At 52.4% G+C, this 25,969-nt stretch carries 30 protein-coding genes; 6 read left to right on the top strand and 24 right to left on the bottom strand.

From position 1 onward, the window contains the following. Positions 1 to 78: 78 nt before the first annotated feature. Both lacB and lacA read right to left on the bottom strand, forming a co-directional pair. Positions 79 to 597: a galactose-6-phosphate isomerase subunit LacB gene (gene lacB / locus BN1247_RS06540; protein ID WP_054949664.1), complete on the bottom strand. Its 519-nt coding sequence runs from the start codon at positions 595 to 597 to the stop codon at positions 79 to 81. A 14-nt stretch (positions 598 to 611) separates the two neighbouring features. Next, entirely contained in the window at positions 612 to 1,040 is a 429-nt protein-coding gene (lacA, locus tag BN1247_RS06535; RefSeq protein WP_054949663.1) for a galactose-6-phosphate isomerase subunit LacA, read from the bottom strand. Between the two features lie 464 nt (positions 1,041 to 1,504). Here lacA and BN1247_RS06530 point away from each other — a divergent pair, with 464 nt between their 5' ends. The 3 genes from BN1247_RS06530 (at position 1,505) to BN1247_RS06520 (ending at position 3,869) form a co-directional block, all read left to right on the top strand. Further along, positions 1,505 to 1,978 (top strand): PTS sugar transporter subunit IIA, encoded by a 474-nt coding sequence (locus BN1247_RS06530; RefSeq protein ID WP_054949662.1) that lies wholly within the window; start codon positions 1,505 to 1,507, stop codon positions 1,976 to 1,978. Positions 1,979 to 2,124: 146 nt separating this feature from the next. After that, the gene (locus BN1247_RS06525) at positions 2,125 to 2,427 is read left to right on the top strand and encodes a PTS sugar transporter subunit IIB (protein ID WP_054949661.1); all 303 of its coding nucleotides are present in this window, start codon (positions 2,125 to 2,127) and stop codon (positions 2,425 to 2,427) included. 32 nt (positions 2,428 to 2,459) lie between these two features. Then, positions 2,460 to 3,869, top strand: coding sequence for a PTS galactitol transporter subunit IIC (locus BN1247_RS06520; protein WP_054949660.1), 1,410 nt, complete (start codon positions 2,460 to 2,462; stop codon positions 3,867 to 3,869). 142 nt (positions 3,870 to 4,011) lie between these two features. Here the strand turns inward: BN1247_RS06520 and BN1247_RS06515 are convergent, their stop codons facing one another. From BN1247_RS06515 to BN1247_RS06505, 3 genes are all read right to left on the bottom strand, one after another. Continuing rightward, the gene (locus tag BN1247_RS06515) at positions 4,012 to 4,764 is read right to left on the bottom strand and encodes a DeoR/GlpR family DNA-binding transcription regulator (RefSeq protein WP_054949659.1); all 753 of its coding nucleotides are present in this window, start codon (positions 4,762 to 4,764) and stop codon (positions 4,012 to 4,014) included. 214 nt (positions 4,765 to 4,978) lie between these two features. Next, the gene (locus BN1247_RS06510; RefSeq protein ID WP_054949658.1) at positions 4,979 to 5,539 is read right to left on the bottom strand and encodes a tRNA 5-(aminomethyl)-2-thiouridylate-methyltransferase MnmM; all 561 of its coding nucleotides are present in this window, start codon (positions 5,537 to 5,539) and stop codon (positions 4,979 to 4,981) included. A 68-nt stretch (positions 5,540 to 5,607) separates the two neighbouring features. Beyond that, complete coding sequence (locus BN1247_RS06505; RefSeq protein WP_054949657.1) at positions 5,608 to 5,811, bottom strand: anti-repressor SinI family protein; 204 nt, start codon at positions 5,809 to 5,811, stop codon at positions 5,608 to 5,610. Positions 5,812 to 6,067: 256 nt separating this feature from the next. Between BN1247_RS06505 and BN1247_RS06500 the strand changes: the two genes are divergently transcribed. Continuing rightward, on the top strand, positions 6,068 to 6,772 hold the full coding sequence (locus BN1247_RS06500) for a C39 family peptidase (RefSeq protein ID WP_054949656.1): 705 nt from the start codon (positions 6,068 to 6,070) through the stop codon (positions 6,770 to 6,772). On the opposite strand, the gene BN1247_RS17415 is transcribed toward BN1247_RS06500, so the two are convergent. From BN1247_RS17415 to dusB, 4 genes are all read right to left on the bottom strand, one after another. Next, positions 6,769 to 6,924, bottom strand: a complete 156-nt coding sequence (locus BN1247_RS17415; RefSeq protein ID WP_082415822.1) for a peptidoglycan DD-metalloendopeptidase family protein — start codon at positions 6,922 to 6,924, stop codon at positions 6,769 to 6,771. The two genes, BN1247_RS06500 and BN1247_RS17415, sit on opposite strands and share 4 nt — an antisense overlap. 12 nt (positions 6,925 to 6,936) lie before the next feature. After that, positions 6,937 to 7,236, bottom strand: coding sequence for a hypothetical protein (locus BN1247_RS06495; protein WP_147675196.1), 300 nt, complete (start codon positions 7,234 to 7,236; stop codon positions 6,937 to 6,939). Between the two features lie 70 nt (positions 7,237 to 7,306). After that, positions 7,307 to 8,191, bottom strand: a complete 885-nt coding sequence (locus BN1247_RS06490) for an NAD(P)-dependent oxidoreductase (RefSeq protein ID WP_054949654.1) — start codon at positions 8,189 to 8,191, stop codon at positions 7,307 to 7,309. Positions 8,192 to 8,344: 153 nt separating this feature from the next. Then, positions 8,345 to 9,376: a tRNA dihydrouridine synthase DusB gene (gene dusB / locus BN1247_RS06485; RefSeq protein WP_054949653.1), complete on the bottom strand. Its 1,032-nt coding sequence runs from the start codon at positions 9,374 to 9,376 to the stop codon at positions 8,345 to 8,347. Positions 9,377 to 9,547: 171 nt separating this feature from the next. Here dusB and BN1247_RS06480 point away from each other — a divergent pair, with 171 nt between their 5' ends. Next, positions 9,548 to 10,003 carry a hypothetical protein gene (locus tag BN1247_RS06480; RefSeq protein WP_054949652.1) on the top strand — a complete coding sequence of 152 codons (456 nt, stop codon included), beginning with the start codon at positions 9,548 to 9,550 and terminating at the stop codon, positions 10,001 to 10,003. A 106-nt stretch (positions 10,004 to 10,109) separates the two neighbouring features. Here the strand turns inward: BN1247_RS06480 and ku are convergent, their stop codons facing one another. The 13 genes from ku to BN1247_RS06415 all read right to left on the bottom strand — a co-directional run bounded on the left by ku (position 10,110) and on the right by BN1247_RS06415 (position 23,004). Next, positions 10,110 to 10,895 (bottom strand): non-homologous end joining protein Ku, encoded by a 786-nt coding sequence (gene ku, locus BN1247_RS06475; protein WP_054949651.1) that lies wholly within the window; start codon positions 10,893 to 10,895, stop codon positions 10,110 to 10,112. A gap of 72 nt (positions 10,896 to 10,967) precedes the next feature. Beyond that, positions 10,968 to 12,554 carry a tetratricopeptide repeat protein gene (locus BN1247_RS06470; RefSeq protein ID WP_054949650.1) on the bottom strand — a complete coding sequence of 529 codons (1,587 nt, stop codon included), beginning with the start codon at positions 12,552 to 12,554 and terminating at the stop codon, positions 10,968 to 10,970. Positions 12,555 to 12,670: 116 nt separating this feature from the next. Then, positions 12,671 to 13,054, bottom strand: a complete 384-nt coding sequence (gene panD, locus BN1247_RS06465) for an aspartate 1-decarboxylase (protein WP_054949649.1) — start codon at positions 13,052 to 13,054, stop codon at positions 12,671 to 12,673. 91 nt (positions 13,055 to 13,145) lie between these two features. Continuing rightward, complete coding sequence (gene panC, locus BN1247_RS06460; RefSeq protein WP_054949648.1) at positions 13,146 to 14,177, bottom strand: pantoate--beta-alanine ligase; 1,032 nt, start codon at positions 14,175 to 14,177, stop codon at positions 13,146 to 13,148. A gap of 65 nt (positions 14,178 to 14,242) precedes the next feature. Beyond that, a complete protein-coding gene (panB, locus tag BN1247_RS06455) occupies positions 14,243 to 15,088 on the bottom strand; it encodes a 3-methyl-2-oxobutanoate hydroxymethyltransferase (protein ID WP_054949647.1) in 846 nt (281 codons plus the stop codon). 309 nt (positions 15,089 to 15,397) lie between these two features. Continuing rightward, positions 15,398 to 16,432 (bottom strand): biotin--[acetyl-CoA-carboxylase] ligase, encoded by a 1,035-nt coding sequence (locus tag BN1247_RS06450; protein WP_054949646.1) that lies wholly within the window; start codon positions 16,430 to 16,432, stop codon positions 15,398 to 15,400. After that, a complete protein-coding gene (locus tag BN1247_RS06445; protein WP_054949645.1) occupies positions 16,413 to 17,765 on the bottom strand; it encodes a CCA tRNA nucleotidyltransferase in 1,353 nt (450 codons plus the stop codon). Before BN1247_RS06445 ends, BN1247_RS06450 begins: the two co-directional genes overlap by 20 nt. Next, the gene (bshA, locus tag BN1247_RS06440; RefSeq protein ID WP_054949644.1) at positions 17,749 to 18,870 is read right to left on the bottom strand and encodes an N-acetyl-alpha-D-glucosaminyl L-malate synthase BshA; all 1,122 of its coding nucleotides are present in this window, start codon (positions 18,868 to 18,870) and stop codon (positions 17,749 to 17,751) included. Before bshA ends, BN1247_RS06445 begins: the two co-directional genes overlap by 17 nt. Before the next feature lie 106 nt (positions 18,871 to 18,976). Further along, on the bottom strand, positions 18,977 to 19,681 hold the full coding sequence (gene bshB1, locus BN1247_RS06435) for a bacillithiol biosynthesis deacetylase BshB1 (protein ID WP_054949643.1): 705 nt from the start codon (positions 19,679 to 19,681) through the stop codon (positions 18,977 to 18,979). After that, on the bottom strand, positions 19,674 to 20,105 hold the full coding sequence (mgsA, locus tag BN1247_RS06430) for a methylglyoxal synthase (RefSeq protein WP_054949642.1): 432 nt from the start codon (positions 20,103 to 20,105) through the stop codon (positions 19,674 to 19,676). The genes bshB1 and mgsA overlap by 8 nt, the downstream gene beginning before the upstream one ends. 111 nt (positions 20,106 to 20,216) lie before the next feature. Further along, positions 20,217 to 21,020, bottom strand: coding sequence for a 4-hydroxy-tetrahydrodipicolinate reductase (dapB, locus tag BN1247_RS06425; RefSeq protein ID WP_054949641.1), 804 nt, complete (start codon positions 21,018 to 21,020; stop codon positions 20,217 to 20,219). A gap of 35 nt (positions 21,021 to 21,055) precedes the next feature. Further along, the gene (locus tag BN1247_RS06420) at positions 21,056 to 21,364 is read right to left on the bottom strand and encodes a nucleotide pyrophosphohydrolase (RefSeq protein ID WP_054951534.1); all 309 of its coding nucleotides are present in this window, start codon (positions 21,362 to 21,364) and stop codon (positions 21,056 to 21,058) included. 290 nt (positions 21,365 to 21,654) lie between these two features. Further along, positions 21,655 to 23,004, bottom strand: a complete 1,350-nt coding sequence (locus BN1247_RS06415) for an ISLre2 family transposase (protein ID WP_187119684.1) — start codon at positions 23,002 to 23,004, stop codon at positions 21,655 to 21,657. A gap of 252 nt (positions 23,005 to 23,256) precedes the next feature. Between BN1247_RS06415 and BN1247_RS06410 the strand changes: the two genes are divergently transcribed. Next, positions 23,257 to 24,159: a YitT family protein gene (locus BN1247_RS06410; RefSeq protein WP_054949640.1), complete on the top strand. Its 903-nt coding sequence runs from the start codon at positions 23,257 to 23,259 to the stop codon at positions 24,157 to 24,159. Positions 24,160 to 24,191: 32 nt separating this feature from the next. Here BN1247_RS06410 and BN1247_RS06405 read toward each other — a convergent pair whose 3' ends face one another. Both BN1247_RS06405 and BN1247_RS06400 read right to left on the bottom strand, forming a co-directional pair. After that, entirely contained in the window at positions 24,192 to 25,112 is a 921-nt protein-coding gene (locus BN1247_RS06405; RefSeq protein ID WP_054949639.1) for a sporulation protein YpjB, read from the bottom strand. Positions 25,113 to 25,330: 218 nt separating this feature from the next. Further along, complete coding sequence (locus BN1247_RS06400) at positions 25,331 to 25,954, bottom strand: DUF1405 domain-containing protein (protein WP_231633174.1); 624 nt, start codon at positions 25,952 to 25,954, stop codon at positions 25,331 to 25,333. Positions 25,955 to 25,969: the final 15 nt, after the last annotated feature.

Genomic DNA, 25,969 nt, shown 5'->3' with positions numbered 1-25,969 from the left:
TTAATGTAGGATTGTAGCTTGCTCGCGGTCACCCGTTTCTCGATCCACAAATTATCGGCTAATTTCCGTGGGAACAACCTATTCTGTAGGGTAGCCGCTGCATTGCCACTTTGCGAGAAATTCGTCAAAAAAGTGTTCGTCCCCGAGCGATGCGTCGTCGGCGATGAGCGCATCGATTTGCGCAACGAAACGCTTATTTGCTTCTGTCTCTTTATATTCGGTTTCCAAAAAGACGTCGACGATGTTTTCGATGAGGCCGATGCCGGTGATACGGCCACCGACACCGATCATGTTCGCGTTCAACGCCTCTTTCGCGTGACGCGCGGTGACGACGTCGCGCACGAGAGCGACGCGCGCTCCTTTCACTTTATTCGCGCTGTTCGTAATGCCGACGCCTGTCCCGCACAGGACGATCCCTAAGTCCGCTTTTCCGGTAACGACCGCTTCCGCCGTTTTTTTGCCGTAAATCGGATAATGCGTCCGTTCGCGGTCGTACGTGCCGTTATCGATGACTTCATGACCTTTTTCTTCCAAGTAACGCACAAGATGGTCTTTAATGTCTGTTACAATATGGTCGCAACCGATCGAAATGATCATCGTCTCTCCTCCGCTTAACACATTTTATTGAGCATATCGACGCGAATTTGATGTCTACCCCCGGAGTAATCGTTATCGACGAATTGCTCGACGATTTTTTCCGCCAGCGTTTCACCGACAATCCCCGAGCCGAGTGCGATCATTGAAGCGTTGTTATGATCTCTCGTCATGCGCGCCGAATGCTCATCGCTCACTTCCGCGCAAATGATGCCCTTATGTTTGCTCGCTACCATAAAAGAGCCCGCACCGTATTCATCGATGGCAATGCCGCGTTGCGCATCGCCGTTAAGTATTGCCTGTGCGACGGCCGAGGCGGATGTGACAAAATCGGCGTCATCGAGAGGCGTACAATCGATGACCTCGTGACCTGATCGTTCAAGGTAAGTAATGAGATGGCGCTTCAGCCCAGTACCTTTTTGATCGGCTCCTATTACAATCTTCATTCCTATTACCTCCTTAGTAAGAATCGTTTCTTCCAGACTTAGAACGGTCTTCTTTTTAGAACTGTCGTTTTCTTTGCACCGACAATTTCTTTGTAGTGACACCTTGTTTGGGAATGACAGTTCTATTTTTACTTATATTGTTTTATTTTGTTTGCATATATGATATTAACAGGATGGCAGCACTTTGTAAACTGACAGCCTAAAAAATGGACGTTTTGTCATCATTGCGTTGAAAATACAAGCATAAAGCGGCTAATGACCCCCGCGAGAAATGAGGGAGACAGCGATTTCACGAGATGTTCATTTATTTTTTCGTTTTCATATCTGTTCTTTATTGACAGCCTACCCACTTAAAAGTAAAATGAAGATGACAATTAAAAACAAAAGAAAACAAACAAGGAGTGACTGGCTACGCACCATGTAAAAAAAGGCCACACAAAAAACACGGAATAGGAGGGAATCACGTGATCGACCTTATTCAAGAGGATCTCATCTTTTTTGAGGATGGAAAAGAATGCGTAGACATTTTTAAGAGCGTGGCAAAAAAACTTTACGACAAAGAGATGGTTACAGCGGACTTTTCCGACGCCTTAATCGAGAGGGAGAAAAATTATCCGACGGGGATGGATTTGTTCGTCGTACACAACGACCCGCGCGTGCCGAACATTGCCATTCCGCACGCGGAAGCAGCCTATTGCCACACGAAAAACGTCGTGCTCGTACAGTTAAAACACGCGGTCCCATTTAAAAACATGATTAACCCAGAGCAAAAGGTCGCCGTTCGCTTTTTGTTTATAATTTTGAATGACGAACAAGATGCACAGGTCAACATTCTAGCCAACATTATGGACTTCGCGAACGACAAACAAAAAATACTTGCGCTTCTCGAAACAAGCGACGCAGGTGACATTCGGCGACTGTTTAATCCTGTCGGGTAACGACACTTGAAACTGCAACTACTTTGACAATCGTTTCCCGATCAGCTCGACAATCGAATCACACGATCGCGCAAACTGTCACGATGCCCAACGTGCAGACAACTGTACGTACCATTATTGCGAACCACTATAAGGAGGCCTTTACAGTGATAAAAATTTTAGCTGCTTGTGGGGCAGGGATTAACTCCAGTCACCAAATCAAACATGCGATTGAAGCGGAAATGGCGAATAGGGGGTATCAAGTGTCGGTCGACGCGGTCGTCATTAAAGACATTACCGCGGAGATGCTGTCCCAGTACGATATTTTAACGCCCATCTCTAAACCGGACTTCGGCTTCGACATTCCGATTCCCGTCGTGGAGGCTGGCCCGATCTTGTACCGCATCCCGGCGATGGCCCAACCTGTCTTCGACCAGTTGGAAGAAGTTATTAAGGGCATTCACAAATAACGGTCAGCGAATAACTAAAGGAGATGATCGCGTTGGATTGGCTCATTAATCTATCCAACAACATGTTTGGACCGATTATTAACCTAGGTGCGCCAGCGATGATGCTAATCGTGCTGACGTTAATGGCCGTACTGATGAAAGTGAAGTTCTCCAAAGCGCTGGAGGGTGGCATTAAACTTGCCATCGCGCTCACCGGTATGGGGGCCATTATCGGTATACTAACCGGGGAATTCAGTCCTGCTTTACAGGACTTCGTCAAATCGACTGGCATCGAGTTATCGATCATCGACGTCGGTTGGGCTCCGCTCGCCACGATTACGTGGGGCTCGATGTACACACTGTATTTCCTATTTATTTTGATCGTGATCAACATCGTCATGCTCATCATAAAGAAAACGGACACATTAGATGTCGACATTTTCAACGTGTGGCATCTGTCGATTATCGGCTTAATCGTCATGTACTACTCCGACAACAACTTGTTTTTAGCGACGGCGCTAGTCGCGGTGATCGGGGTAATGAAGTTTATTAACGCCGATTTAATGAAACCGACGTTCAACGATTTGCTGAATATGCCCGACGTTAACCCGACCACGACGACGCACTTAAATTTTATGCTCAACCCAGTCATTATGGTGTTCGATAAGCTGTTCGATAAGTTCCTGCCTTTTATCGATAAGTACGACTTTGACGCGGCGACACTTAACAGTAAAATTGGGTTTTGGGGTAGCAAATTTGCGATCGGGACGTACTTAGGCGTATTTATCGGGCTGTTAGGCGGACAACCGCCGGCGCAAATCTTTACCCTTGCCTTTACGGGCGGTGTCTGTTTGGAATTGTTCTCTATTGTTGGTACATGGTTTATCGCCTCAGTCGAACCGCTATCCCAAGGAATTACCAACTTCATGAGTAAGAAATTTGACGGAAGAACGTTTAATATCGGGATCGACTGGCCATTTATCGCTTCGCGTCCAGAAATGTGGGTCGCAGCGAACATTTTAGCTCCGATTATGCTCGGCATGGCGCTCATTTTACCGGGGAACAACATTCTTCCGCTCGGCGGTATTATCGCGATCGGTCTAACCCCGGCACTGTTAGTCGTCACCCGGGGGAAAATTTTGCGCATGATCATCATTGGTACATTCATGTTGCCCGTATTCTTATGGTCCGGCACAGCCATTGCGACATTCGTCACTGAAACAGCGCAAAAAGTCGGCGCGTTTCCGAGCAACATCGCCCAATCGGCCTTAATTACACACTCGACGTTAGAAGGTCCGGTGGAAAAATTTATCGCGATTGCTGTCGGGAAGGTCACAGGTGGAGACGTCGTGAATATTTTGCTCGCGCTCGGCGCTCTCGCGGCCTACATTCTTCTCTTCGTCTGGTACGCCAAACAGATGAAAAAACGGAACGAACAATACGCTGAAGTAAAAGAAAAATAACAAACAGCAACTGTGACCTTACACCTGATAAAGAGGCTGTTGCCAATGCGCTCAGTGAGCGCGGCAACAGCCTCTTTCCATATTTCTAATTCCCAGTTCCTAATTCCATATTCCTAGTTCCTAGATACTTCTTTTCTGCTACTCAGTTAATCACTTTAACGATCCGCTCGTAGCGTTCCTTCACTTTCGCTTCCAATTTGTTGTCTGTAATCATCGCCGTCACATCTTCTAGCCGGTAAAAGCTAAAGAAATCTTGCTTGTCTAGCTTGCTGCTGTCACACAAAATATAGCGCTCCGAAGCGTTGTCGAGGATAATTTTTTGTGACGTCCCTTCTTCTTCGTTGTAATTAGTCACCTGGTGGCCGTAAATGCCATTCGTGCCGATGAAAGCAATTTTAACGCTAATTTTCTCAAGTAAGTGGTTCGTAAAGCTGCCAATGAACACGTCCGAGCGCGCACGCAGCCGTCCACCGACAAGCAACAACTCAAACCGTTCGTCACCTTTAAATTTCGTGAATACGGGTAAAGAGTTCGTAATAATTCTCGCGTAAGGCACGTTCAAGTAATCGTAAATGAATTCGTTCGTCGTGCCGTGTCCGATAAACACTGAATCGTTTTCACTTACTAAAGCGGCAGCCTGTTTCGCGACGTACTTTTTTTCGTCGATGTTCAGTTGTTTTTTTTCTACGTGCGACAACTCGGCGACTAAAATTTCACTTTTTCTTTTGGCGCCGCCGTGGATGCGCATGAGTAACCCTCGTTCTTCAAGCGCCTTCAAATCGCGCCGTACAGTCATTTCCGTCACGCCCAGCTGCTTCGTCACTTCGCTCGTCTTCACAATGCCTTCGCTGTCGATCATTGCTAATATTTTTTGATACCGTTCCTCTTTTAACAAGAAATCATTCCCCCAGCGGGATCAATGTTTTAGCGACACGCGACGTGCACTACAAACATCTAGCTAGTTTTCCCGTTCACAAATGTAAAAAGAGTCGCCTTTTCAGTCACTCGTAACCGGGAGACCGTAACAGTTAGCGTCTCCGCGTAGCGACTCCTTACTAATAGTTTAACCGACTGAACGAAAAAATACAATAAATAACGCACATTTCCGCTCAGTGCGACTCCACGGCAAGAATATACGGCGGGTCGTTTAGTAAATTGATATACTCATATTTGAGGACGGTGTAGCGAGCCGGAGAAAGCGTACGCACATATTGTTCGACGGCAGCCGCTTCTTCGCGCCCGCCTCTGTGCCCGCGATAAAGGACGATAACGACGATGCCTCCGACGTTAAGTATTGACAGTGCAGCGGAAATCGCTTCAACTGTCGTGTCGGGCTTAGTCGCCACTCGCTTATCGGACCCTGGTAAATAACCGAGATTGAACACCGCAGCTTGGATCGGCTCTGCGACCGTGTGTGCGATCTCCGAGTGGCATCGTAGACATAGTTTCGCGCGCGCGGACAATCCGGCTGCCTCGAGTTTATTTCGCGTGTTCTCAATAGCCTTATGCTGAATGTCAAAAGTGTAAACTTGCCCCGTCTCCCCTACTCGCTGGGCGAGAAACACTGTGTCGTGACCGTTGCCCGCCGTTGCGTCGACGACGGCATCGCCGACTTGCACGCGGGCGGCCAGTAAGTCATGTGCCATCGGTACAATCCGTTTAAAGTTCATTAGCAACACCTTTATTTTTTAAAGTCTCACAAGTATAGTTGTTTTAACAAATTTTTGGTCACAGTCCTTTATTGTTCTCCCGCATTTTCGCCCGTCGTGTTTTGTTGTAAAAAATGGCGAACCTCGGCTGGGGACAGCCCTAAATTTTTTGCGCAAACCATTAGACGATACCACTCTTCTGCAGAATTTTCTCCTTTGAAGTGAGTAATATTGTCCTTGCGCTCCAACGCACTTTTCTCTCGATCGGTCGTTACGCCGTGCCGTTTTTTCATACTTGACCCTCCTCACCGACTCCGCTCGATGTTGTCCACCTCCCATTATACGCATACAATGTGTCACTTCCTGTCAGCAAATATACGTTTCTGTGGAAAAAGGTGGGGTACCTATATGCATCTATTGTACGTCACGCGAATAATGCTTGCCAGCCCTACATTAGTTGTCTACACTATGAATGTACGTGTTTCGCGATAGATTAGGCGACGATTGTACACGACAAGAATAGAGGAAGGGAATCGAGGAACGAAATCTATGAAAAAGTTTATGAGGCGTCTTATCATTATCGTCGTTATTTTGGGACTCGTATATTTTGTGTTTTACAAGAAATACCCGCTGTTCAACACGTCGCACGGCGATCTGTTCAAAAACTATCAGGAACCGCTTGACGTGGCGTTCGTGCAGCAAATGCCGGAGTTGCCACGGGGCTGTGAAGTAACGAGCTTAGCGATGCTCCTAAACCACGCCGGAGTCGACGTCGATAAAATGACCCTCTCCGAAGAAATACATAAAGTCCCGTTTGAAAAAGACGGGAAGCGCGGCAATATGAACAAAGGGTTCGTCGGAGACATGTATTCGTTCGAAACGCCCGGTATTGGCGTTTACGCGGATCCAATATACGAGTTAGGTAACCGCTATTTACCGGGTCAACTCGTAAACTTGAGTGGAAAAGACATTTCCGACATTTATCAAAAAATCGATCGAGGCATACCAGTGTGGATCATCATTAACGCCACGTACAAACCACTAGCAAACAGTGAATTTCAGACGTGGCACACCACGAACGGAGACATGAAAATTACATACCATATGCACAGCGCCGTCATTACCGGCTACGACACGGATCACGTGTACCTTAACGACCCGCTCGCCGACAAAGCGAACAAAAAAGTCGACCGCAAAAACTTTGAAAAAGCGTGGAAACAGATGGGCAGTCAAGCGATCAGTTTAGAAGACTAATCACTCGCAGTGATCAGGCTATTGCGCACGAGAAAACGCCCTTCAAAGCGGATCGGCACCTCTTTCCCCGCTTTTTCTGCGTAAATGTGCAGGTGCGGTTCGCTCGTGTTCCCCGAATTACCGACATGCCCGATGAATTGCCCTACTTGCACGTTATCGCCTTTTTACACGGCGACGCTGCCTTGCTGCATATGCGCGACGAGTACCTGCACATCCCCCCCCCCACAGCGCAGGAGCACGTGATTGCCGGCAGCGTGCCCCGGATCGGCTTTAGGCGGAATTAAATCGGGCAGATCAGTCCCGTCCTTAAGCGGAAACGCAAGCTCGACCGCCTTGTCCTTCACCGTGTAACGAGTAAGCGTGAGTACACTGACGGCGGCAAAAAAGAACGCAAATAGAGTAGACAGGCCGTAATCGATGACGCGTGTCGCGCGCCACGACACATTAAACGGTAAGGACCTCATTTTTTTCCAAGAAAAGACGAGGGCCAACAAGAACAGCTTTTATATCTACGTTAGCACATTTATATCCACGTTAACCCAATGAATGCAAGTACCATTTAATGAGTGCTTGCGTACCACTGTCCTCTTCCCCGGCAGTGGCTAGCTGATCGTACAGCGACTTCGCCAGTGCAAGCGCCGGTGTCTTGAGCCCGATTTCCTCTGCCGACTCGAGAGCGATTTGCATGTCTTTAATGAAATGCTTAATGAAAAAGCCCGGCGCAAAGTCTCCCGCGAGCATGCGCGGCGCTAAGTTGCTGAGCGACCAACTGCCGGCTGCGCCAGAGGCGATGCTGCTCAACACGGTGGCCGGATCGAGCCCCGCCCGTTCGGCGTAGGCGACCGCTTCACAAACGCCCATCATGTTAGCGGCTATGGCGATCTGGTTGCACATTTTCGTATGTTGGCCCGCGCCTGCAGGCCCTTGGTAGACGACGCCGGTGCCCATGACTTCTAACACGTGTTTCACCGCGTCAAACGCCGCGCGTTCGCCCCCGACCATAATTGACAACGTCCCTTCGCGTGCCCCGATGTCGCCCCCGGAAACGGGAGCATCTAAGGCGTACATGCCGTGCCGCCCGGCTTCTTCGGCGATGCGCTTCGCTAAAGACGGTTTCGACGTCGTCATATCGATCACTGTCGTTCCGCGGTGCGCATGGCGCACAATGCCTTGCTCACCTAAATAAACGTCCGCCACATCGCGCGGATAACCGACGATCGTAATGACGATGTCTGACGAGGCAGCGACGTCTGCCGGGCTCTCTTTCCACGTCGCGCCTTGTGCTACTAGCTCTTCCGCTTTCTCTTTCGTCCGGTTGTACACCGCTAGCTTAAAACCGGCTTGCAGCAAGTTGGCAGCCATACTTCTCCCCATCACACCTGTACCGATAAACCCGATCCGCTTGCTACTAGCGACCATTGCAGCCTCCCCTTTTCTTTAACCTTTGAATACATAGCCTGTTACACAAACCACTCTGTTCTCTGATTCTCGCCGATCCTCGTCTGCAGGAAGCTCTCTCAACCATCGTGACACGATTACTTACCGCACGATCACCTGCCACAGCAACGACCACTAGACAGCTTCCAACTCAGACGTACTTGCTTTAGACTGCGCCCGCTTTTCTTCCAACTGAGCGACGAAGTCGGTAAGGACGCGCGCCATTCCGTCCCTCGTCGTCTGCTCGTTGACTAAGTCCTTCACGCGGGCACCGCCGCGCAACCCGCGCAAATACCAGGCAGCGTGCTTACGCATTTCGCGCACCGCCACTTCTTCCCCGCGCAGGGCGATGAGCCGATCCATGTGCAAAATGGCGATGTCCACTTTTTCTTGCGACTTAGGTTCGGGGAGCAGTTCCCCAGTAGACAAGTAACGTATCGTACGGTACAGCATCCACGGGTTGCCTAAGGCAGCGCGACCGATCATCACCCCGTCACAACCGGTCGTATCGAGCATGCGTTTTGCGTCTTGCGGCGTCTTAATGTCGCCGTTGCCGATGACCGGAATCGAAACTGCTTCTTTCACTTCGCGAATAATGTCCCAATTCGCTTTCCCCGTATATTTCTGCTCGCGCGTACGCCCGTGCAGCGAGACTGCCTGCCCTCCGGCCCGCTCCACTGCCCGCGCGTTTTCCACTGCAAAAATGTGTGCGTCGTCCCAACCCATGCGCATCTTTACGGTCACCGGCTTGTCGACGACAGCCACGACGGCAGCAACCATCTCTTCAACTTTACGCGGATCTAACAGCCAGCGAGCACCCGCATCGCACTTCGTCACTTTAGGGGCGGGGCAACCCATATTTATGTCGATAATGTCGGCGTTCGTCTGGCGGTCAACGATGCGCGCCGCTTCTACTAACGTCGCTTTATCTCCGCCAAAAATTTGCAGCGAAAGCGGCTTTTCCCGCTCATCGACGTACAACATGTGCATCGTCCGCTCATTCCCGTGTAAAATCGCTTTATCGCTAACCATTTCGGCACAGACGAGTCCGCAGCCGAACTCTTTAGCGATCAAGCGAAATGCCGGGTTACAGACGCCAGCCATCGGTGCGAGGACGACGTTGTTCTCCGTTTGCACCGAACCTATTTGCAATTTTCTCTGTTTCATATTAGGGCACCTACTTTACGTTACTACGGTATAACCATAAGGTACGTTAAAAATTCAAATTAATTATAACCCGGAAACGAGGTCGCTGTCCAACATCGCCGATTCACGATTCATGCTCAGCCAAAAATGGACATACGTATATATATCGGTAAACAGTTCGGAGGGGTTAAAATGGAAGGCAAACTGTCGTGGAAACAAATCGCTTTTTATTGTACCGCTTTCATAAACACGATGATTCTCGCCCTCATTATCGCCAAAAGCACCGTAGTCATTCCCCCTAGCGCTGAAACGCCCGAAGCAGATTCAAAGCCCACTAGCGATTCCGCGCTTTTGAGGGATTCAGCCTTTGATGCGGGGTTTCACAACGATTCGGTAACAAATACAAGTGATCCTAATGCAGCACCTGGCACCAATCCAACATTTGACGCTAATTTTAAAGCTGGCGAAGAGAGCAGTGTGAACACACACCTCGTCTACGAATACACGTTAGATAACGTTTCTTACACGGACGGATGGCGGATTGAACATTATCAGCAGTATGAACTAACGGTAAACGCGAAAGGTCACGTATTAAAAAAGAGACCGACCGAACAGACTGAAAATCTTAAATACTGGGTGGGCGAGTAGGATTGGCCTGTCGGATGAGGATTTATTTTGCAGGCGCTCCCACATCATTGTAAGGTGCGTTCAACCATCTTCGCGTTCACACGAATGGCGCCGAGCGGCCTACTGGCTAGCTGCGGCGCCTCTTTTCACTCGTTTGGTCTAAACTCGCTTTTAGTGCCTCCATTAAATCGACCACTTTATGCGGTTTAACCGCTGGCGCTTCGCGCACTTCTTGCCCCGCTGCCTTTTTTTCAATAATTTCGAGCACTGCTTTACGGTAGTCGTCTTCATACTGTTCGGGGTTAAATGTCGTCGCCAGTTGCCCGATTAATTGTTGTGCCATCGTCAGTTCGCGTGCGGGTAAGGTCAGTTGTTCAGGTAAACCAGGCACGTCGCTCGCGCGTCTCACTTCATCGGGATAAAAAATCGTCTCTAAGACGAGGGCGTTTTCGTATACGCGCACAGCAGCTAACGTCTGTTTCGTGCGCAGCGTGAACTGGGCAATTCCGATTTTGTTCGTGTCGAACATCGCTTGCCGCAATAACGCGTAAGCGCGCTCGCCCGTCTCTTGGGGAGAAAGGAAATACGTTTTGTTAAAGTATACGGGATCGATGTCTTGAAGATCGACAAAATCGACAATGTCGATCGCCCTGCTTTTTTCTGGTTCGATCGCCGCGATATCTTCCTCCGTGACGACAACGAAGCGGCCGTCATCGATTTCATACCCTTTTACAATTTCGTCGTGACTCACTTCGCGTTCGCAATGTGGACACGTGCGGCGGTACTGAATGGGTGTGTGACACGCGTCGTGAAGCTGCCGGAAGCGAACCGTTTTTTCGTCAGTGGCGGTGAATAGGCGTACCGGAATGTTCACCAACCCAAAACTGATCGCCCCTTTCCATACGGTATGCATAACGATCACCTCATCTGTAAGATGAGAGAACGAAGCGATGTTCAGACGCGGTAAGTATTGGCAGCGGAAGCGTCAAACCTCCCCCGACGCTTGCGTCTGGTACAGTTGTAAACAACGGCGTGACGTATCGATGTCACCGGCTAAATAGTGGCAAATACCCTCGAACAGCCACGTATCGTTCAAGTATACATCGCGATCTCTCGCGGCGTGAAAATGTTGCACCGCCTTCAGCCACTTTTGTTCCGCCATGTACAAGTGAGCCAATTGATAGTGTGCCGCCCCTTGCATACCTAGCGCTTTTGCATTTAGCAATGGGGTTAAGGCCGACCGCGCTTGCTCGGCATCGCCACTTAGGCGGTACTGATTACCGCGTGCCAGTTGCCACAAATGGTATTCCTCTAGACGGGACGCGAGAAACTGTTCGACGCGCTGCTTCTCTCGCGCCGTCCCTTCTGCTTGTACGATCCACCAGTATGAAAATAAAATGTTGACATCGTCCCGTTTTAACGCAAGCGCCTTTTTTAACCAAACGATCGCCCGTGGGTCGCGGTCCCGCTTCCACAAGATCCACGCCACGCCGTGATACCCTTCCGCCCATTCCGGGTGTTTGCGTACACAATACATATTCCAAGCGCAGGCGACGTCTAACTGTCCCTGTTGTTCGTATGAGTCGGCAATCTCGGTTGCGATGTGTGGCTTTTGCGACGCCTCGTACGCGACGCGCCGCCAATACGCTGCCAATTCTGCCTGTCCGAGTGCCGCAAACGCGCGCGCCAAATACAGCATGCTCTCCCAGTCGTCGTTCCGCTGCAAGATGACTTGTTCAAAAAACGGGATAGCTAGGCGGACCGCGCGAAGCCGAATGTGGCAAGCCCCCAGATTAAACAACGTATCGCTGTCGCTGTCGTCGAATTGTAATGCCGCAGAAAAATGGCGCACCGCTTCTGGATCGCGCCCCCGCTTAACGGCGACACACCCTAACATGTGGTTCGCAATGCGACGAAACTCGTCGTGAGGCGCCGTTTCGAGCACAAGCCGCAGTTGCCGTTCCGCTTCATCCAATTCCCGCCGCTCGTAGTACGTTAACGCTAAATACAAGCGGCCGAGAATAAAGTCCGGTTCTACCGCGACGACTTCGTTAAAGTGCTGCATCGCTTCCGGCAGCATCCATAAGTTGTAATATCCTTGTCCTTCCCGAAATTGGCGCAACGCGTGTTCATCGATCCAAAACTCGAGCACATCGTCCTCACTGTCGACACCGTCACTTTTTTTAGCATTGCCGACTCCGTTAGCGGGATCTTCGTTAGCGGGATCCTCGCTGTTCGGGTTGGATGCGCCGGATGCGAGATTTACTCCGTCGCCGCCGGGCGTATTTTCGCCGAGTAGCAACTCAAGTAACGAGGACGGCAATTGGGGATCGTAGGTAGTTTCACCGCCGCCCCCATTTTCCCAGGCTCCGTTTAACCCTGGATATTTCATCGCTAATTCGTCTAGCCGCTCTTGTAAAAGCAACCACTCGTCGAGCCACGCATCGCTCATTTCTCGCAACGCCTGAAAACGACTGGCGATTTCTCGCTTCACTTCATCAGGACAGTATGTCCACACTTGTTCGATCTGCGTTAGCGTCGCTTCTGCCCAGTCAAACCATTCGTGCATCATGGCCACTCACACCCGTCGTCTGTATTTGTTATGCATTGTTTGTTACACAGACGGGTTTTATGTGCTGTCGGAAAATGTGCGCCCAATAGCAAAATTATCGTAATAGTCCCGAGAGTTTATACGATGTGTGCTGCGGGTTCGGAAGTAAACGTCTGCACGACGCGGTTTTGCTCGTCGAGTACAGCCACTTGCGGGCAATGTTGTCGCGCTTCCGCATCCGCCATCGACGCATACGCAATAATGATGACGCGATCCCCAGGTTGTACTAAGCGTGCGGCCGCCCCGTTTAAACAGATCGTTCCGCTCCCCCGCTCGCCGGCGATCACATACGTCTCAAACCGCGCGCCGTTAGTGTTGTTGACGACTTGCACTTTTTCGTGCGGCAACATATCGACTAAACGAAGTAAATCGGCATCGATCGTAATACTGCCGACGTAGTGCAAATTCGCCTCAGTCACCGTCGCATTGTGGAGTTTACTTTTCATCATCGTTCGGAACACGTATGCACAGCCCCTCTCGTCGTTATGTCCGGCCCATGGACGATCCTACGTAAGGTCTTATTCGTAAGGTCTTGCCTCGCTAACCGCTGTTTCACGGCAGCGCCCCCTCACCGTCGATCACGACGTTGTCGATTAGACGCGTGCGTCCAAAGTAAACGGCAACGGCGAGCACGTACGATTCGCACAACTTGCCCAACTCGTCCGAATCGATCGACCTGTCCGGTTCATCTACCCCGTCCGATTCACGCCGCGCAAAGTCGTCGGAGCAATCGCTGCTATATGCGAGAAGGTCGACCGGCCGTAACTCGGGAAAGGTACGCAGCTCGACGTAGTCGACTCGCGCGAGCGGTGCGGTGGCAAGCGTCGTGCGTACCCATTCGGTCACTTCCGCAGCCGTCCGCCACTGCCCTTCGCGTACGCGGCGTGCCGCCTCACGAAGTGTACGGTACAAAATAGGCGCTTGGCGCCGTTCTGGCGAAGTAAGATAAACGTTGCGCGAACTAATCGCCAAACCGTCTGTCTCGCGCAACGTCGGACAGGCGACGATGTCGACGGGCATGTTCAAATCTGTCACCATCTGCGTAATGACCGCCACTTGTTGCACATCTTTTAACCCAAAAAACGCTTTGTCCGGCTGCACGATGTTAAACAGTTTCGCCACGACGGTCGTTACGCCGTCAAAGTGTCCGGGCCGTGACGCCCCGCACAACCCGTCGCCTACTTGCGCGACGGAGACAGTCGTCAGCAGTAGCCGTTGCGACGATTGGGTCGAACTCGATCGCGGCGATGGGGTCTGTCGCTTCAGCGGCACCTGCGGATATATCTCCTCAACTGCCGGTGTAAACAGTAGGTCGACGCCCCCTCGCTCCGCCAGGGCCCGATCCCGTTCACAGTCCCGCGGGTAGGTGGCAAAGTCTTCGCACGGGCCGAACTGTAGCGGATTGACGAAGACAGAAGCGACGACGACATGACACCTACGCCGCGCCTCCTGAAACAAACTGATGTGCCCCTCGTGCAAATATCCCATCGTCGGCACGAAACCGACTGTCACATGATGGTTTCGCTGCTGTCGGATCTGTCGTAACGCGTCGCGCAAGGCGGCAATCGTCGACACCACTTGCATCCGTCGGTTACGTGGTGGGCTTTCGTTAAACGGCTCGCTCTGTTGACGAGGCTGAGTCCTCATACTCACACGCGTTCACCGCCGTACAACTGTTGCACGAGTTCATCCGATGCGCGAAACGTATGCTCGCTGTCGGGAAATCGCTTGCTTTTCACGTCTTTGACGTACTGGGTGAGCCCTTCGCGCACCGCCGTACCGACATCGGCATACGTTTTGGCGAAAGACGGGAGAAAATCGCCGGCACTGAAGCGGACGAGGTCGTGAAATACGAGCACTTGTCCGTCACAGTAACGGCCAGAGCCGATGCCGATCGTCGGGATCGCCACTGCTTCGGACACGGCGCGCGCCACTTCCTCGGTGACGCATTCGAGGACGAGCGCAAACGCGCCTGCCGCGGCGAGCGCCTCGGCATCCTGTTGCAACTGCTCCACTTCGTGAACCGATTTCCCGCGAATGCGGTAACCGGTCTGATGAACCGCTTGCGGCAAAAGACCGATGTGTCCCATCACCGGAATGCCTGCTGCGACACATGCGGCAACGGTCGGGGCGAGCTCGCGGCCGCCTTCCATTTTTACTGCCGTCGCCCCTCCTTCTTGCATTAAGCGCCCGGCTGCAGTAAGTGCCGCCTGCTCTCCTTGGTGGTACGTTAGAAACGGTAAGTCGGCAACTAAGAGCGGACGCGCCAACCCGCGCCGCACCGCCCGCGTATGGTGTACCATGTCCGCGATTGTCACCGGAACGGTCGACTCGTAACCGAGTACGACCATGCCGAGCGAATCGCCGACGAGGACGACGTCGACACCGCTTTTTTCTGCGAGCTGGGCTGTCGGAAAGTCATACGCCGTCACCATCGCGATCGGTTTTCCTTCGCGCTTCATTTTTTGTAAGCGCCCTACTGTCACTCGTTGCATCGTTTGCCACTCCTTTACGTTTTTAGCGTTTCAGAAGCGACTGTACTAAAAAAACCTTCCAGCCAAAAAGGCATACGGAAGGTCCGACTCGTCTTAATCCCATTTTTTTGCATGCGGTACAACAACCGTCTCTTTCCATGCGGATAAGAGCAGCTAACCGTTTAACGTCTTTTGCACGAGTGCAGACGTGCATCTGTTTAAGTTCGTAAATGCAAAAAAGGGATGCGTGCCGTTCCTTGCGGATACAGCCGTTCCTTCGCCCTCAGTATAGCACAGTAGGAGCAGACGTTGTGTAACTTTTTTGACCCGCTATACTAAGACGTCTGCCGAAAAAATCGGCTCGACGCCCTGCGACGTCTGCAAAAGCAAGGCGCCACTCTCGTCCAACCCGAGTGCCTTTCCCCGCTTCGTTCCATCGGACGCGCGCACAGTCACCGTTTGTCCTAGCATGAAGGCGTAACTCTCCCAAAGGGAGCGGATCGGAGAAAAACCATTTTTCTCATACATGTTGAGCAGTTGTTCGAGTTCCTCGCAACAAGCGGCAATAATGCGCGCACGGGACAGGTGCGGCTTTTCTTCGCCGTAATCGCCGTCTTCTACGGCTCCGCCGGTAATAGACTGTCCCTCCACATGCGCGATTTCCTGCGTGAGTGATGTCGCGATCGGGCGCAACTCCGGCGGCCAATCTTCCTTCGTCGTATGTACGTTAATGCCGACGCCGGCGACGACGTAATGAATCCGATCCGCTTCTGCACGCACTTCGGTTAAGACGCCGCACACTTTTCGGCCAGCGATGAACAAATCGTTCGGCCACTTAATGAGGGCGTCAACAGAGGCGGCGCGACGCAGCGCTCGCGTCACTGCGACAGCGACTAAGATCGTCAAGTGTGGCGTATAAACGAGCGGGATCGCCGGCCGCAAAATGAAACTCATCCAAATGCCGCTGCCCGGCGGCGAATGCCAAAACCGTCCCATCCGCCCTTTGCCCGCTGTCTGTTCGTCGGCAACGACGAGCGCACCGTGCGCAGCCCCTTCACGCGCCCATTTGTGGGCGATCTGTTGTGTCGAAGGAGTCGTATCCACGTAGCGCACCTCCTGCCCGATATGCGCGGCCTCGTTAAAACACTTAATTTCTTCGGCGAGCACGACGTCGGGACGAGACACTAAGCGGTATCCTTTGCGCGGCTTAGCGTCAAAAACGTAACCGAGTGCGCGCAACTCCTCGATTTGCTTCCAAACGGCTGTCCGCGTACAGCCGAGCGCCTCGCTGAGGCGCTCCCCAGAAACGTACGCGTTCGACTGTGTAAAATAACGTAAGACGGCTTCACGGAGCGTCAGGTCCATGTAAGCGCCACTCCCTTTCTAAACGATGCGCGTCATTGACAACTTCTCCGGCGACGACCTTCTCGAGCAGTGCCTGCCGCACCCGGCCGAGCCACGGGCCAGGGCGGCGCCCGGCGAGTCGGATCATCGCCGCACTGTCTAACGCCAGCTGAGTCACCTGTTCGACAGCGAGTTCCCAGTCGGCGTGACACAGTTGCCGCTCGAGCAACTGTCGTTCAACTGCCGTCACCTGCCCAAAATAGTGCGCGAGGCGGACGATGCGGAGGGCTGGCGCCAACCCGTGCGCGAATGCAGCTGCACGCGCCTCTCGCGGCGATAACAGCGTACGCTGCCAGCTGTCTGCTGCCTGCCATATGTACGCCAGTTCGTCCATTTGTTGCCGCGACATGCGCAAGGCGCGTGCGAGTGACCGCGCCTGCCCAGCAGTCGCCCCGCACAACCGCAGAAATAATATCCAGCGTAACGCCACATCTAATTCGTTTTCAATTTGCGCTAACTGGTCGCTAGAGGGTCTCCAGTTGACAGAAGAGAATGCCCTTGTGCCGTTACCTGTACCGCTGCCATTTGCTCCTAGGCGCGCATCGGCATCAGGGACAACACCTTCTAGCGAATCAGTGAGCGGCGCAATGTGGGGTAGGAGCTCCTCTGTCCACAACAATTGGAGCACCCTGCCCGGTTGCGGTGCAGCGAGTAATTTGTGCAGTTCTGTGCGGACGCGTTCCGCGGCGAGCGCGCCGAGACTAGCGGCTTCGTCTCGCATCGCTGCTACTGTCTCTCTGTCAATAGTGAAATCCAATTGTGCGGCGAAGCGCAAGGCGCGCAACAGGCGCAGCGCATCTTCGCGAAAGCGGTCGCGCGGCTGACCGACAGCGCGGACGATGCCTGCCTGTAAATCGGCCAACCCGCCAAACGGGTCGACCAAGTGGCCACGGCTGTCGCAGGCGAGCGCATTAATCGTGAAATCGCGCCGCGCGAGGTCGTCCGTGATGTCGCGCACATAATGGACGTAAGCGGGGTGCCGCTTATCGACGTACGGGCCTTCTTGGCGAAAGGTCGTCACTTCGAAAGGTTCGCCTCGGGCGACGACTGTCACTGTCCCGTGAGCGAGTCCAGTCGGCACGGCGTGCGGAAACAACGCTTGCACCTCGTCTGGGGTCGCCGACGTCGCTAGATCGATGTCGCCGATTGCCCGCCCGAGCAAGGCGTCGCGTACCGCGCCACCGACGAGGTACGCTTGAAATCCCGCGCGTTCTAACTGCGCCATCACGCCTTTAGCGACGACTACCCGCGGCATTTGCAATAACTGCTGGATCCGTTCAGCCGCGTAACACATCGCGATACACTTCCTCATATGCGGCAGCAATTTTTTTCGCAGAAAAAACTGTCTTGGCCCGTTCGATCCCGCGCCGGCGAAACTGTTCGTATTTGGCTTTATCGGTCAACAACTCAACTGCGTGGCGCGCCATCGCCTCCGTATCGCCGACTGCGCACAAATAGCCCGTTTCACCGTGGGCAATCACTTCCCCTAACCCGCCGGCGCGCGAAGCGACCGTCGGCACGCCACAAGCCATCGCTTCCAAGGCGACGAGTCCGAAACTTTCCCGCTCCGAAGGCAACAACAATAAGTCGGCGAGGGAAATTATCTTTACCACTTCGTCTTGCTTCCCTAGACAAAGTACGTGTTCCTCTAAGCCGAGTTGCTTGACTAATTGACACACGGTCGACCACTCAGGCCCGTCGCCGATGAGTAGCAGTTTGGCGGGTACGCGTTCACGGATGCGCTGAAACGTTTTGACGACGTCTGGCACTCTTTTTACCGCGCGAAAATTTGAGATGTGCAATACAATTTTCTCGTCGTCTCTAGCATAATCGCGCCGCATGTGACGCACGTCGCGCGGGTAATAGACGCGATTGTCGACGAAATTGTAAATACGTCTGAGCGGTTTTTTCACCGGGAACATGCGCACAGTCTCTTCGATTAAACTGTCCGACACCGCAGTGACGGCGTCGCTAGACTCGATCCCGAATAAAATAATGTCTCTCAACGAACGGTCATATCCGAGAACGGTAATATCTGTCCCGTGCAACGTCGTCACGACTTTCAAGTGCTCGCCGACCATCTGTTTCGCCAAATACGCGCAGACCGCGTGGGGCACGGCATAGTGCACGTGCAACAAATCGAGCGACTCCGTTTTCGCCACTTGCGCCATTTTGCTCGCTAAACTGAGGTCGTACGGCGGGTATTGAAACAACGCATAATGGTTAACTTCAACTTCGTGGTAATAAATATTGCGGTGAAACTGCCCTAAGCGAAAGGGCATGTTATACGTAATAAAGTGAATTTCGTGCCCGCGATCCGCTAGCAACTTGCCGAGTTCGGTTGCGACGACGCCCGAGCCGCCGTGCGTCGGATAACACGTAATCCCAATCCGATACATAAAAAAAACACCTTCCTTCTACTATAAAATACCCCAATGGGCCCTTCACGTTGACGAAGAGCGACGGACCCAGCGATGTAAAGGGCGGCTGCACCACTGCTCCACCTTAATCGATTAAATACGCGCGGCTAACCGGCGTGCGCGTCACGAACCCTTCTCCGTACGCCGTACCGATTTGCTGCCCCCATATTTGATCGCGCCCGCGAATCATGCCCATGTAATTCGTTTCGTTCAGCGGAGTAGCAACGGCATTTTTTTGCAGGGAAAACTGAGACGCATACGCGACGAGTGCCTCTACCTTTTGCTCATACACGTCGCTGACAGGGACGACGAATGACGCTTCGCCGACGCCGTTTATATAGTAATAGTAAAGGTGCGAAACGGTATGCGCCGGCAAACCCTCCGCATCGTACTTGCGAATCTTCGCATTAAAAACCGCTTCGGTCACTAGGCTTGAACACGTCACGTGATCCGGATGGCGATCCTCCCAATACGGCGCGCAAACGACTCGTGGCTTGAGTTTGCGGATGAGCGCGACGAGCGGGCGAATAAACGCGTCGCTCACCCCGAAACCGCGATCTGGATACTGTAAGTTCACGCGCGAGACGCCCAGTATGCGTGCAGCGGCTTCCGCTTCCTCGCGCCGTCCCTCTACCGTGCCGTTCGAAGATAACTCAGCCTCGGTTAAATCACAAATAACCGCGCGTTGTCCCGCTGCTGCGTGTTTGGCTAACGTCGCGCCCATCCCGAGTTCGACGTCGTCAGCGTGAGCGCCGATCGCCAATACGTGAATACCGTCAGTTTTAGTCATTGGACCACACCGCCTTTCCTGCACTGCTGCCGCGCACCGTTTCCCGCCACGCCAGTTCGCCTTCTGCCACCGCGCGGATTAACAGTTCTGCCGTAGCGATATTCGTGGCCAGCGGGATGTCGTACACGTCGCACAGGCGCAACAAGGCAATAATGTCCGGTTCATGTGGTTGCGCCGTGAGTGGATCGCGTAAAAAAATGACGCAGTCGAGCGCGTTTTCTGCCACGAGCGCACCGATTTGTTGATCGCCGCCGAGCGGCCCCGAGCGGAAGCGGTGCACCGGAAGTGACGTCGCTTCCGCGATCCGCTTCCCCGTCGTCCCCGTCGCGTACAACGTATGGCCACGCAACAACTCGCGATAGGCGACGGCTAAGTTAACGATCGCCTCTTTTTTGCGGTCGTGGGCGATAAACGCGATATTCATGTCTAACCTCCACCTTCCTTAAAACAAAGCGACAAGTAAAACACCAATAAAACCATTCTAACTATAGCCCCATAAATGGAAGCCTTGGACGAAAAAACGATTGAATCGCCCTCAATCGTCGAGCAAGTGCTCCAACCCGTAAACGAGGTGACCCAGCTGCATCACTTTTTTAACGGCTAAGTTAACGCCAGGCATGAACGACTGCCGATCAAGCGAATCGTGACGCAGCGTCAGCGTTTGACCCGGTCCCCCGAACAACACTTGTTGGTGCGCGACTAGGCCGGGTAACCGTACACTGTGCACGCGCAAGCCGTCGTAATAGCCGCCGCGCGCTCCCTCGAGCTGTTCCACTTCATTCGGGTGGCCTTGTTTGAGCTCTCGCCGATTTTGCGCGATCAATTCCGCCGTTTTCATCGCCGTCCCCGACGGCGCGTCCAGTTTCTGATCGTGATGCATCTCAATAATTTCAACATGAGGCATATATTTAGCCGCTGTTTGCGCAAATTTCATCATTAACACGGCTCCGATCGCAAAGTTTGGTGCGATGACCGCACCGATATGTCTATCGCGGCTCAGCTTGTCCACATCGGCAATTTCCTGCGGCGTCCAACCCGTCGTCCCGACGACTGGCCGCACGCCGTATTCGAGGGCTAACCGCGTATGGCGCTTCCCCGCGTCAGGATGGGTAAGATCGATCAGTACATCAGGTTTATCCTTTAACAACACATCTTCTATCGCATTAGAAAACGTGACGCCGATCGTTCCAATGCCGATCGCCTCACCGACGTCGACGCCGTTCTCGGTGCGGTCGATCCCACGTACGAAGGCGAGCGCCTCATCGTCTAAGATCATTTTCACCGCTTCGCGGCCCATTCGCCCTTTAGCACCTGCTACTGCTACACGAATTTTCCCCATCTTAACAGTCATCCTTCCATCATATATCGTCTTCGTCAGTCTTCGTCAATTTTCGTCCAGCGATCGGCGTCGCGGGTGCGGAACTTGTGCATGACATCGCCAAACACCTCTTCTAAATCGATATGTAAAGAGTTCGCGAAACAGGCGAGGACGAACAAAATGTCCCCCAGCTCCATCTCGACGCTTCCCGCAGCTTCCTCCGCTTTTTTCGGTTTTTCCCCGAAACGGTCATTCACTTCTCGCGCAAGTTCCCCCACTTCTTCCGAAAGGCGCGCCAACATCGCCAATGGGGAGAAATAACCTTCTTTAAACTGTGAAATATAATCGTCCACTTCGCGTTGCATCGCCTGCAACGTCAACGGGTCGTTCACTCGTTTACACCTCGTCTCAAATCGTCTCGAAACAGTCTCAAATAAATGGTAAGGAATTGATTGCGTGCTTATTGAGGATCGGTTAAATGAAGCACACGCAAATTAACTTTATGTTACCTTAAATCGTTACCTACGTGCAACAAATCCGTCACGCCAGTATGTGTCAAGCTTTACTCGACGACCTTACAGGATCAAGGATTTAAAGACCTAAATATGTCATTCCCTAACGTTCACTTGTTGTCCGCCCTTGAGGAGTTAACTCTTCAAGGACGGCGATTAACCACCTTATCCAAATACCCAATAGCACTTGAAGCTGATGCGGCACCTACTTGGATCCTGCCAACTTGAACCCCAATGTGATCCGACTTACCTATTCGCCTCGCATGGCGTTTTAGTTTTTGTGTCACTTGGCGGTTGGGCCAGACAGTTAATAATGCCTGTCTCAACGTCCCATTGGTAACGCCTTGTTGTACTTTGGCGATGGCTTGAGCCCCTTCTTCACTCCAGTACATGCCACGACGTTTCATGCGGTATGCCAGACGTCTCTGGTTCGATTCCATGCATCCCATCCTACGAGCATTTTTTGGCACGTCTGGACTAACCTCACGCCAGTCGCAGAGGATCTCCCAGTGCCCTTCAAGATACTTCTGCATGTTCTCGATACGCTTTTCCTCTCGCTCCGTCTCTGCATTTCCCTGTGCCGTATCAATCACCGCTTTAAACCTATCCTTATTTTTTTCGGATATTGCCTTTTCAATTTGAGGAATGAGCCTTGGCTGGCGGCTCAACCCGCGACGAATACTCCTCTTTACGTGAAAAGGATCCAATTGGCGGACAACCGATGTCGCTTCAGAAAAGGTATTTTGAACGCGTTCCTCAGAGATCCATGAAGCCGCATCCGCATTAGTCGCCACATGTGTATGTGAGAGATCCCAACGATGTCGAATCGCTGCATAACCTATTTCCCAAAAGTCATCCACCGATTCAACGGTAGAAAAGACGTGACGATCTGTTAACGAGACACGCTGTCCGTTTTGCTCCCACCCGGTATAGGCAAGCATATTTTTGATCTCTATTCCTTTGCCTCTCCCTTTGACGTATAAGCCATCTGCTTCGCAATATAAGTGCTTAACGGACGGAGAGTTAGGAATTACCGTATCCTCAAAAATTCGATCCCTTTTTTCAGCATCCATGACAGCTTGAGCTTCACCTGCTTCTTTTACTAAGCGCTGAAACGTCGTATGGCTGATCGTTATACCGGCAAGTTTTTGCGTGACCTCTGAGGCGAGGCGGTAGGTCATTCCCGGCGCTGCAGCTAACTCTGCTCCGAGCATCATAAGGTCTGGGCTGTATCTTTTACGGCGTTTTAAACCGATTGCCTCATCGACAGGGTAATGTGCGTTTCCGTTTCGGTCGTACATCAAGTGGCGTTTATAGGACACTGTCCCAAAAAAACTGGTGAACTCCCGGCTGTCCAATCGCTCACTTTTCCAACCGTATTTTTCCTTGTAATGCGTCGTCATCATCTGATCGAGCTGCTCCAAAAATTCTCCGAACAGATCAGCCATCACTTCCATCAGGCGAATACGTAAGCTTTCCCAAAACGACAACATATCTGTAGACTGTTCCAAGATAGTAGCGATTTCTGGTATAATGGTTTTCAAGGAAGACCTCTCCTTTCGTGGTGGTTAGGAGTACTATTTAGGTCTTCCTTTTCTATATTCTCCCTCCAAATTCCTGCTAAAACCCTTCGAGAGAAATGTTACACATACGTCACGCCATCGTTTGCCCACTCGTAGGCAATCTCGCTATAATTGGATATAGCTGTCATTGGTAAGGACTACTATTAAATAAGGTGATAACATATGCGACAGCGCGACATCCGACCACACATTAAAAACGGTGTAATGATTTTACTCGGGGCACTCATCTTCGCCTTCGGGATCAACTACTTCGCCATCCCGAACCGCTTAGCGGAAGGTGGCGTCACCGGAATTACTTTATTGTTAAAATACTCGTTAAATTGGTCCCCCGCACTCGTGACGATGATGATCAACATTCCGCTGTTTGTCATCGGTTGGCGAGAGCTCGGCCGCGCGGCTATGGGGTATACGATCTTCGGGACGACCGCCTTCTCGCTTTTTTTGTGGCTGTTAGAAGACATCGGCGTGCCAATCGGCAACGACATGCTGTTAGCGGCGTTGTACGCAGGGGCGTGTATCGGATTGGGGCTCGGCATCATTTTTCGCTTCGGCGGTACGACAGGCGGCATCGACATTGTCGTCCGCGTGTTGCAAAAACACTTCCGCTGGCCGATCGGGCGCACGATGTTTGTGTGCGACTTCATCGTTATTTCGGCGTCTGCCTACTTTCTCGGGCGTGAAAAAGCGATGTACACGCTCATCGCCGTCTTCATCGCTTCGCGCGTCATCGACTTCGTCCAAGAAGGGGCGTATGCCGTGCGTGCCGCTTTAATCATCTCGCAAAAAGACGCGGCAATCGGTGAAGCGTTGACAAGGGAAATGGGGCGTGGAGCCACTCTCCTAAAAGGGAAAGGCGGGTACACGGGCATCGACAGAGACGTCTTGTACTGTGTGGTGAACCGCACCGAATTGACGCGGCTGAAGGAAATCGTCCACCGCATCGACCCATATGCGTTCGTCGTCGTCAACAACGTGCACGAAGTACTGGGGGAAGGGTTTTCTTTTACCGAAGAGGAACGAAAGCAGATGGAACAAAAAACAACTAAAGCCGACGACCGCATGTGAAACTGAGCGTCCTGTAGTCATCCTGTAGCGGCTCACACGCCGTCTGTCTCGCGCTGTTGCTGTGCTTTTGACCAAGCGACAAAAGCGAGCACAGAACCGATTAAGCCCGCGAGCAGCCAAGCGACCGGATATAGCGGTGAAACGGACCAAACCTTCACAGCCATGACTTCTTCGTCTGTCCCGTAAAACAGAGGGTGCCATATTTTCTGCCAATGGTCCGCCAGTTGGATGAGCGGCTCCCGGTTGATGCCCGTATCGCGGATGTGCGTCTCTGTCGCCGCAAACAGCGCGTTTACTTGTTGAACGACTCCAGGTGTACGGGCAACGTACAGCGCCGGTTCGATCAATGTGTAATGGCTGTGAAGCCGATCGACAGCTGCGACAATGTCTGCCTTGCGGCCTTTAGGTAGCACGCGCCTTAAATGGGCGGCATCCCGTGTGAGTACATCGTAATACGCGTGCCAGAGCGGTTGCTCGCGCCGTTCCAACGCATCGAACGCCAAGCGCAGTCGGACGGCGTGCAGCCGGACGTCTTCCGCTTCGATCGCCGCTTTTGTAAGTGCCTGCCGCGCCCGCACGAGCGTATCGGCTAAAGCGTGTATTCCTTCGACAGAGACGGCAGCATCTTTCCAGTTGTATTGGCTAAACGCCGTCGACAAGTTCCACAGTTCCGCCCGCGCGGCTAACCAGTCACCTTTTTTAGCGTAGGTCAGCACCTGCCGCGACATCCCAGATAAATCCCCCGGTGTCGCCGGCGCCCTCACTACCGCCTGTGAGCGCGCGGTAAGAGATGGTGCCGTCTCCAAAGACGTCGTCACTGCCGACGCCACCTGCGCTGGAGCCTTCGGTGTAGAGGCCACTTCCGTGTCGATAAGCCCGTTAACAAACACCAAAAAAGGCGCAGCAACGGCAATCACGGCGCAGCGAATTGCGTAAACAGCGATTGTACCCATAAAAACCCCCCCCAATCCATCTATATGGACAAGGGGTCTTTTTTAGACCGCTCCAGATCCGCCGTTACTGCACGCTAGAACCGCTAGAGTCGTTGCCGTTATCAGTTGCGACACTAACCGTTTGAACCGTTGCCGTTGTTATATATGGCAACGCGATCCGAACTGGTTGCCGTTGTTAAATGGCAACTCGATCCGCTTGAGTAGTTGCCTGTTTGTTATTACAATTCAATCGGGCCCTGGCGTTGCGAGCGATGCACGACATACGCCGCGATCGCGAGAGAAATGATACTGAGTAAGGCGGTGTACCAACCGATCGTCCCGACGTACGGATCGAGTGAAACCGGTAGCCACGGATGCAAGCCGACGATGTAATCCATGTAATCGTTAAGCAGTGTCCACGCCCCGACGATTGCGAGATGTTGCCAACGATATGTATAAAAGCGGGCAAACAATAAGCCTTCTAGCGCCATCCCACCGTGCGAGACCATCAGCATCCAATCAGTCCAGTGAAAATAAGCGAACATACTGCCACCGAACAGCCGCGCATTTTCCGCTGCGCCGCATACGATCATCGCGATCGCCCACACGCCGTACTTAAACAAAGTGACAATGGCAAACGCTTCCGCTAGTGGCGACCGTTTTTTCAGTAAGTACAACGCCAGGACGAGTGTAAAAGCAGCACTCGCGGTCGGGCTGTCAGGGACGAAAATGTTTAGCCAACTGCCGACAGAGATCAGTTGGTTTTTATACCAGTAAAAACCGTAAATCGACCCAAGAAAATTAACGATAAAGAGGGATAATAGCACCGATCGTTTCGTCAACAACTGTCGTGCCGACTCCACTAATAGTCGCAGCTT

The sequence above is a fragment of the Numidum massiliense genome (assembly GCF_001375555.1).
Classification (GTDB): domain Bacteria; phylum Bacillota; class Bacilli; order Thermoactinomycetales; family Novibacillaceae; genus Numidum; species Numidum massiliense.
This window is presented reverse-complemented; position numbering and strand designations above follow the sequence as displayed.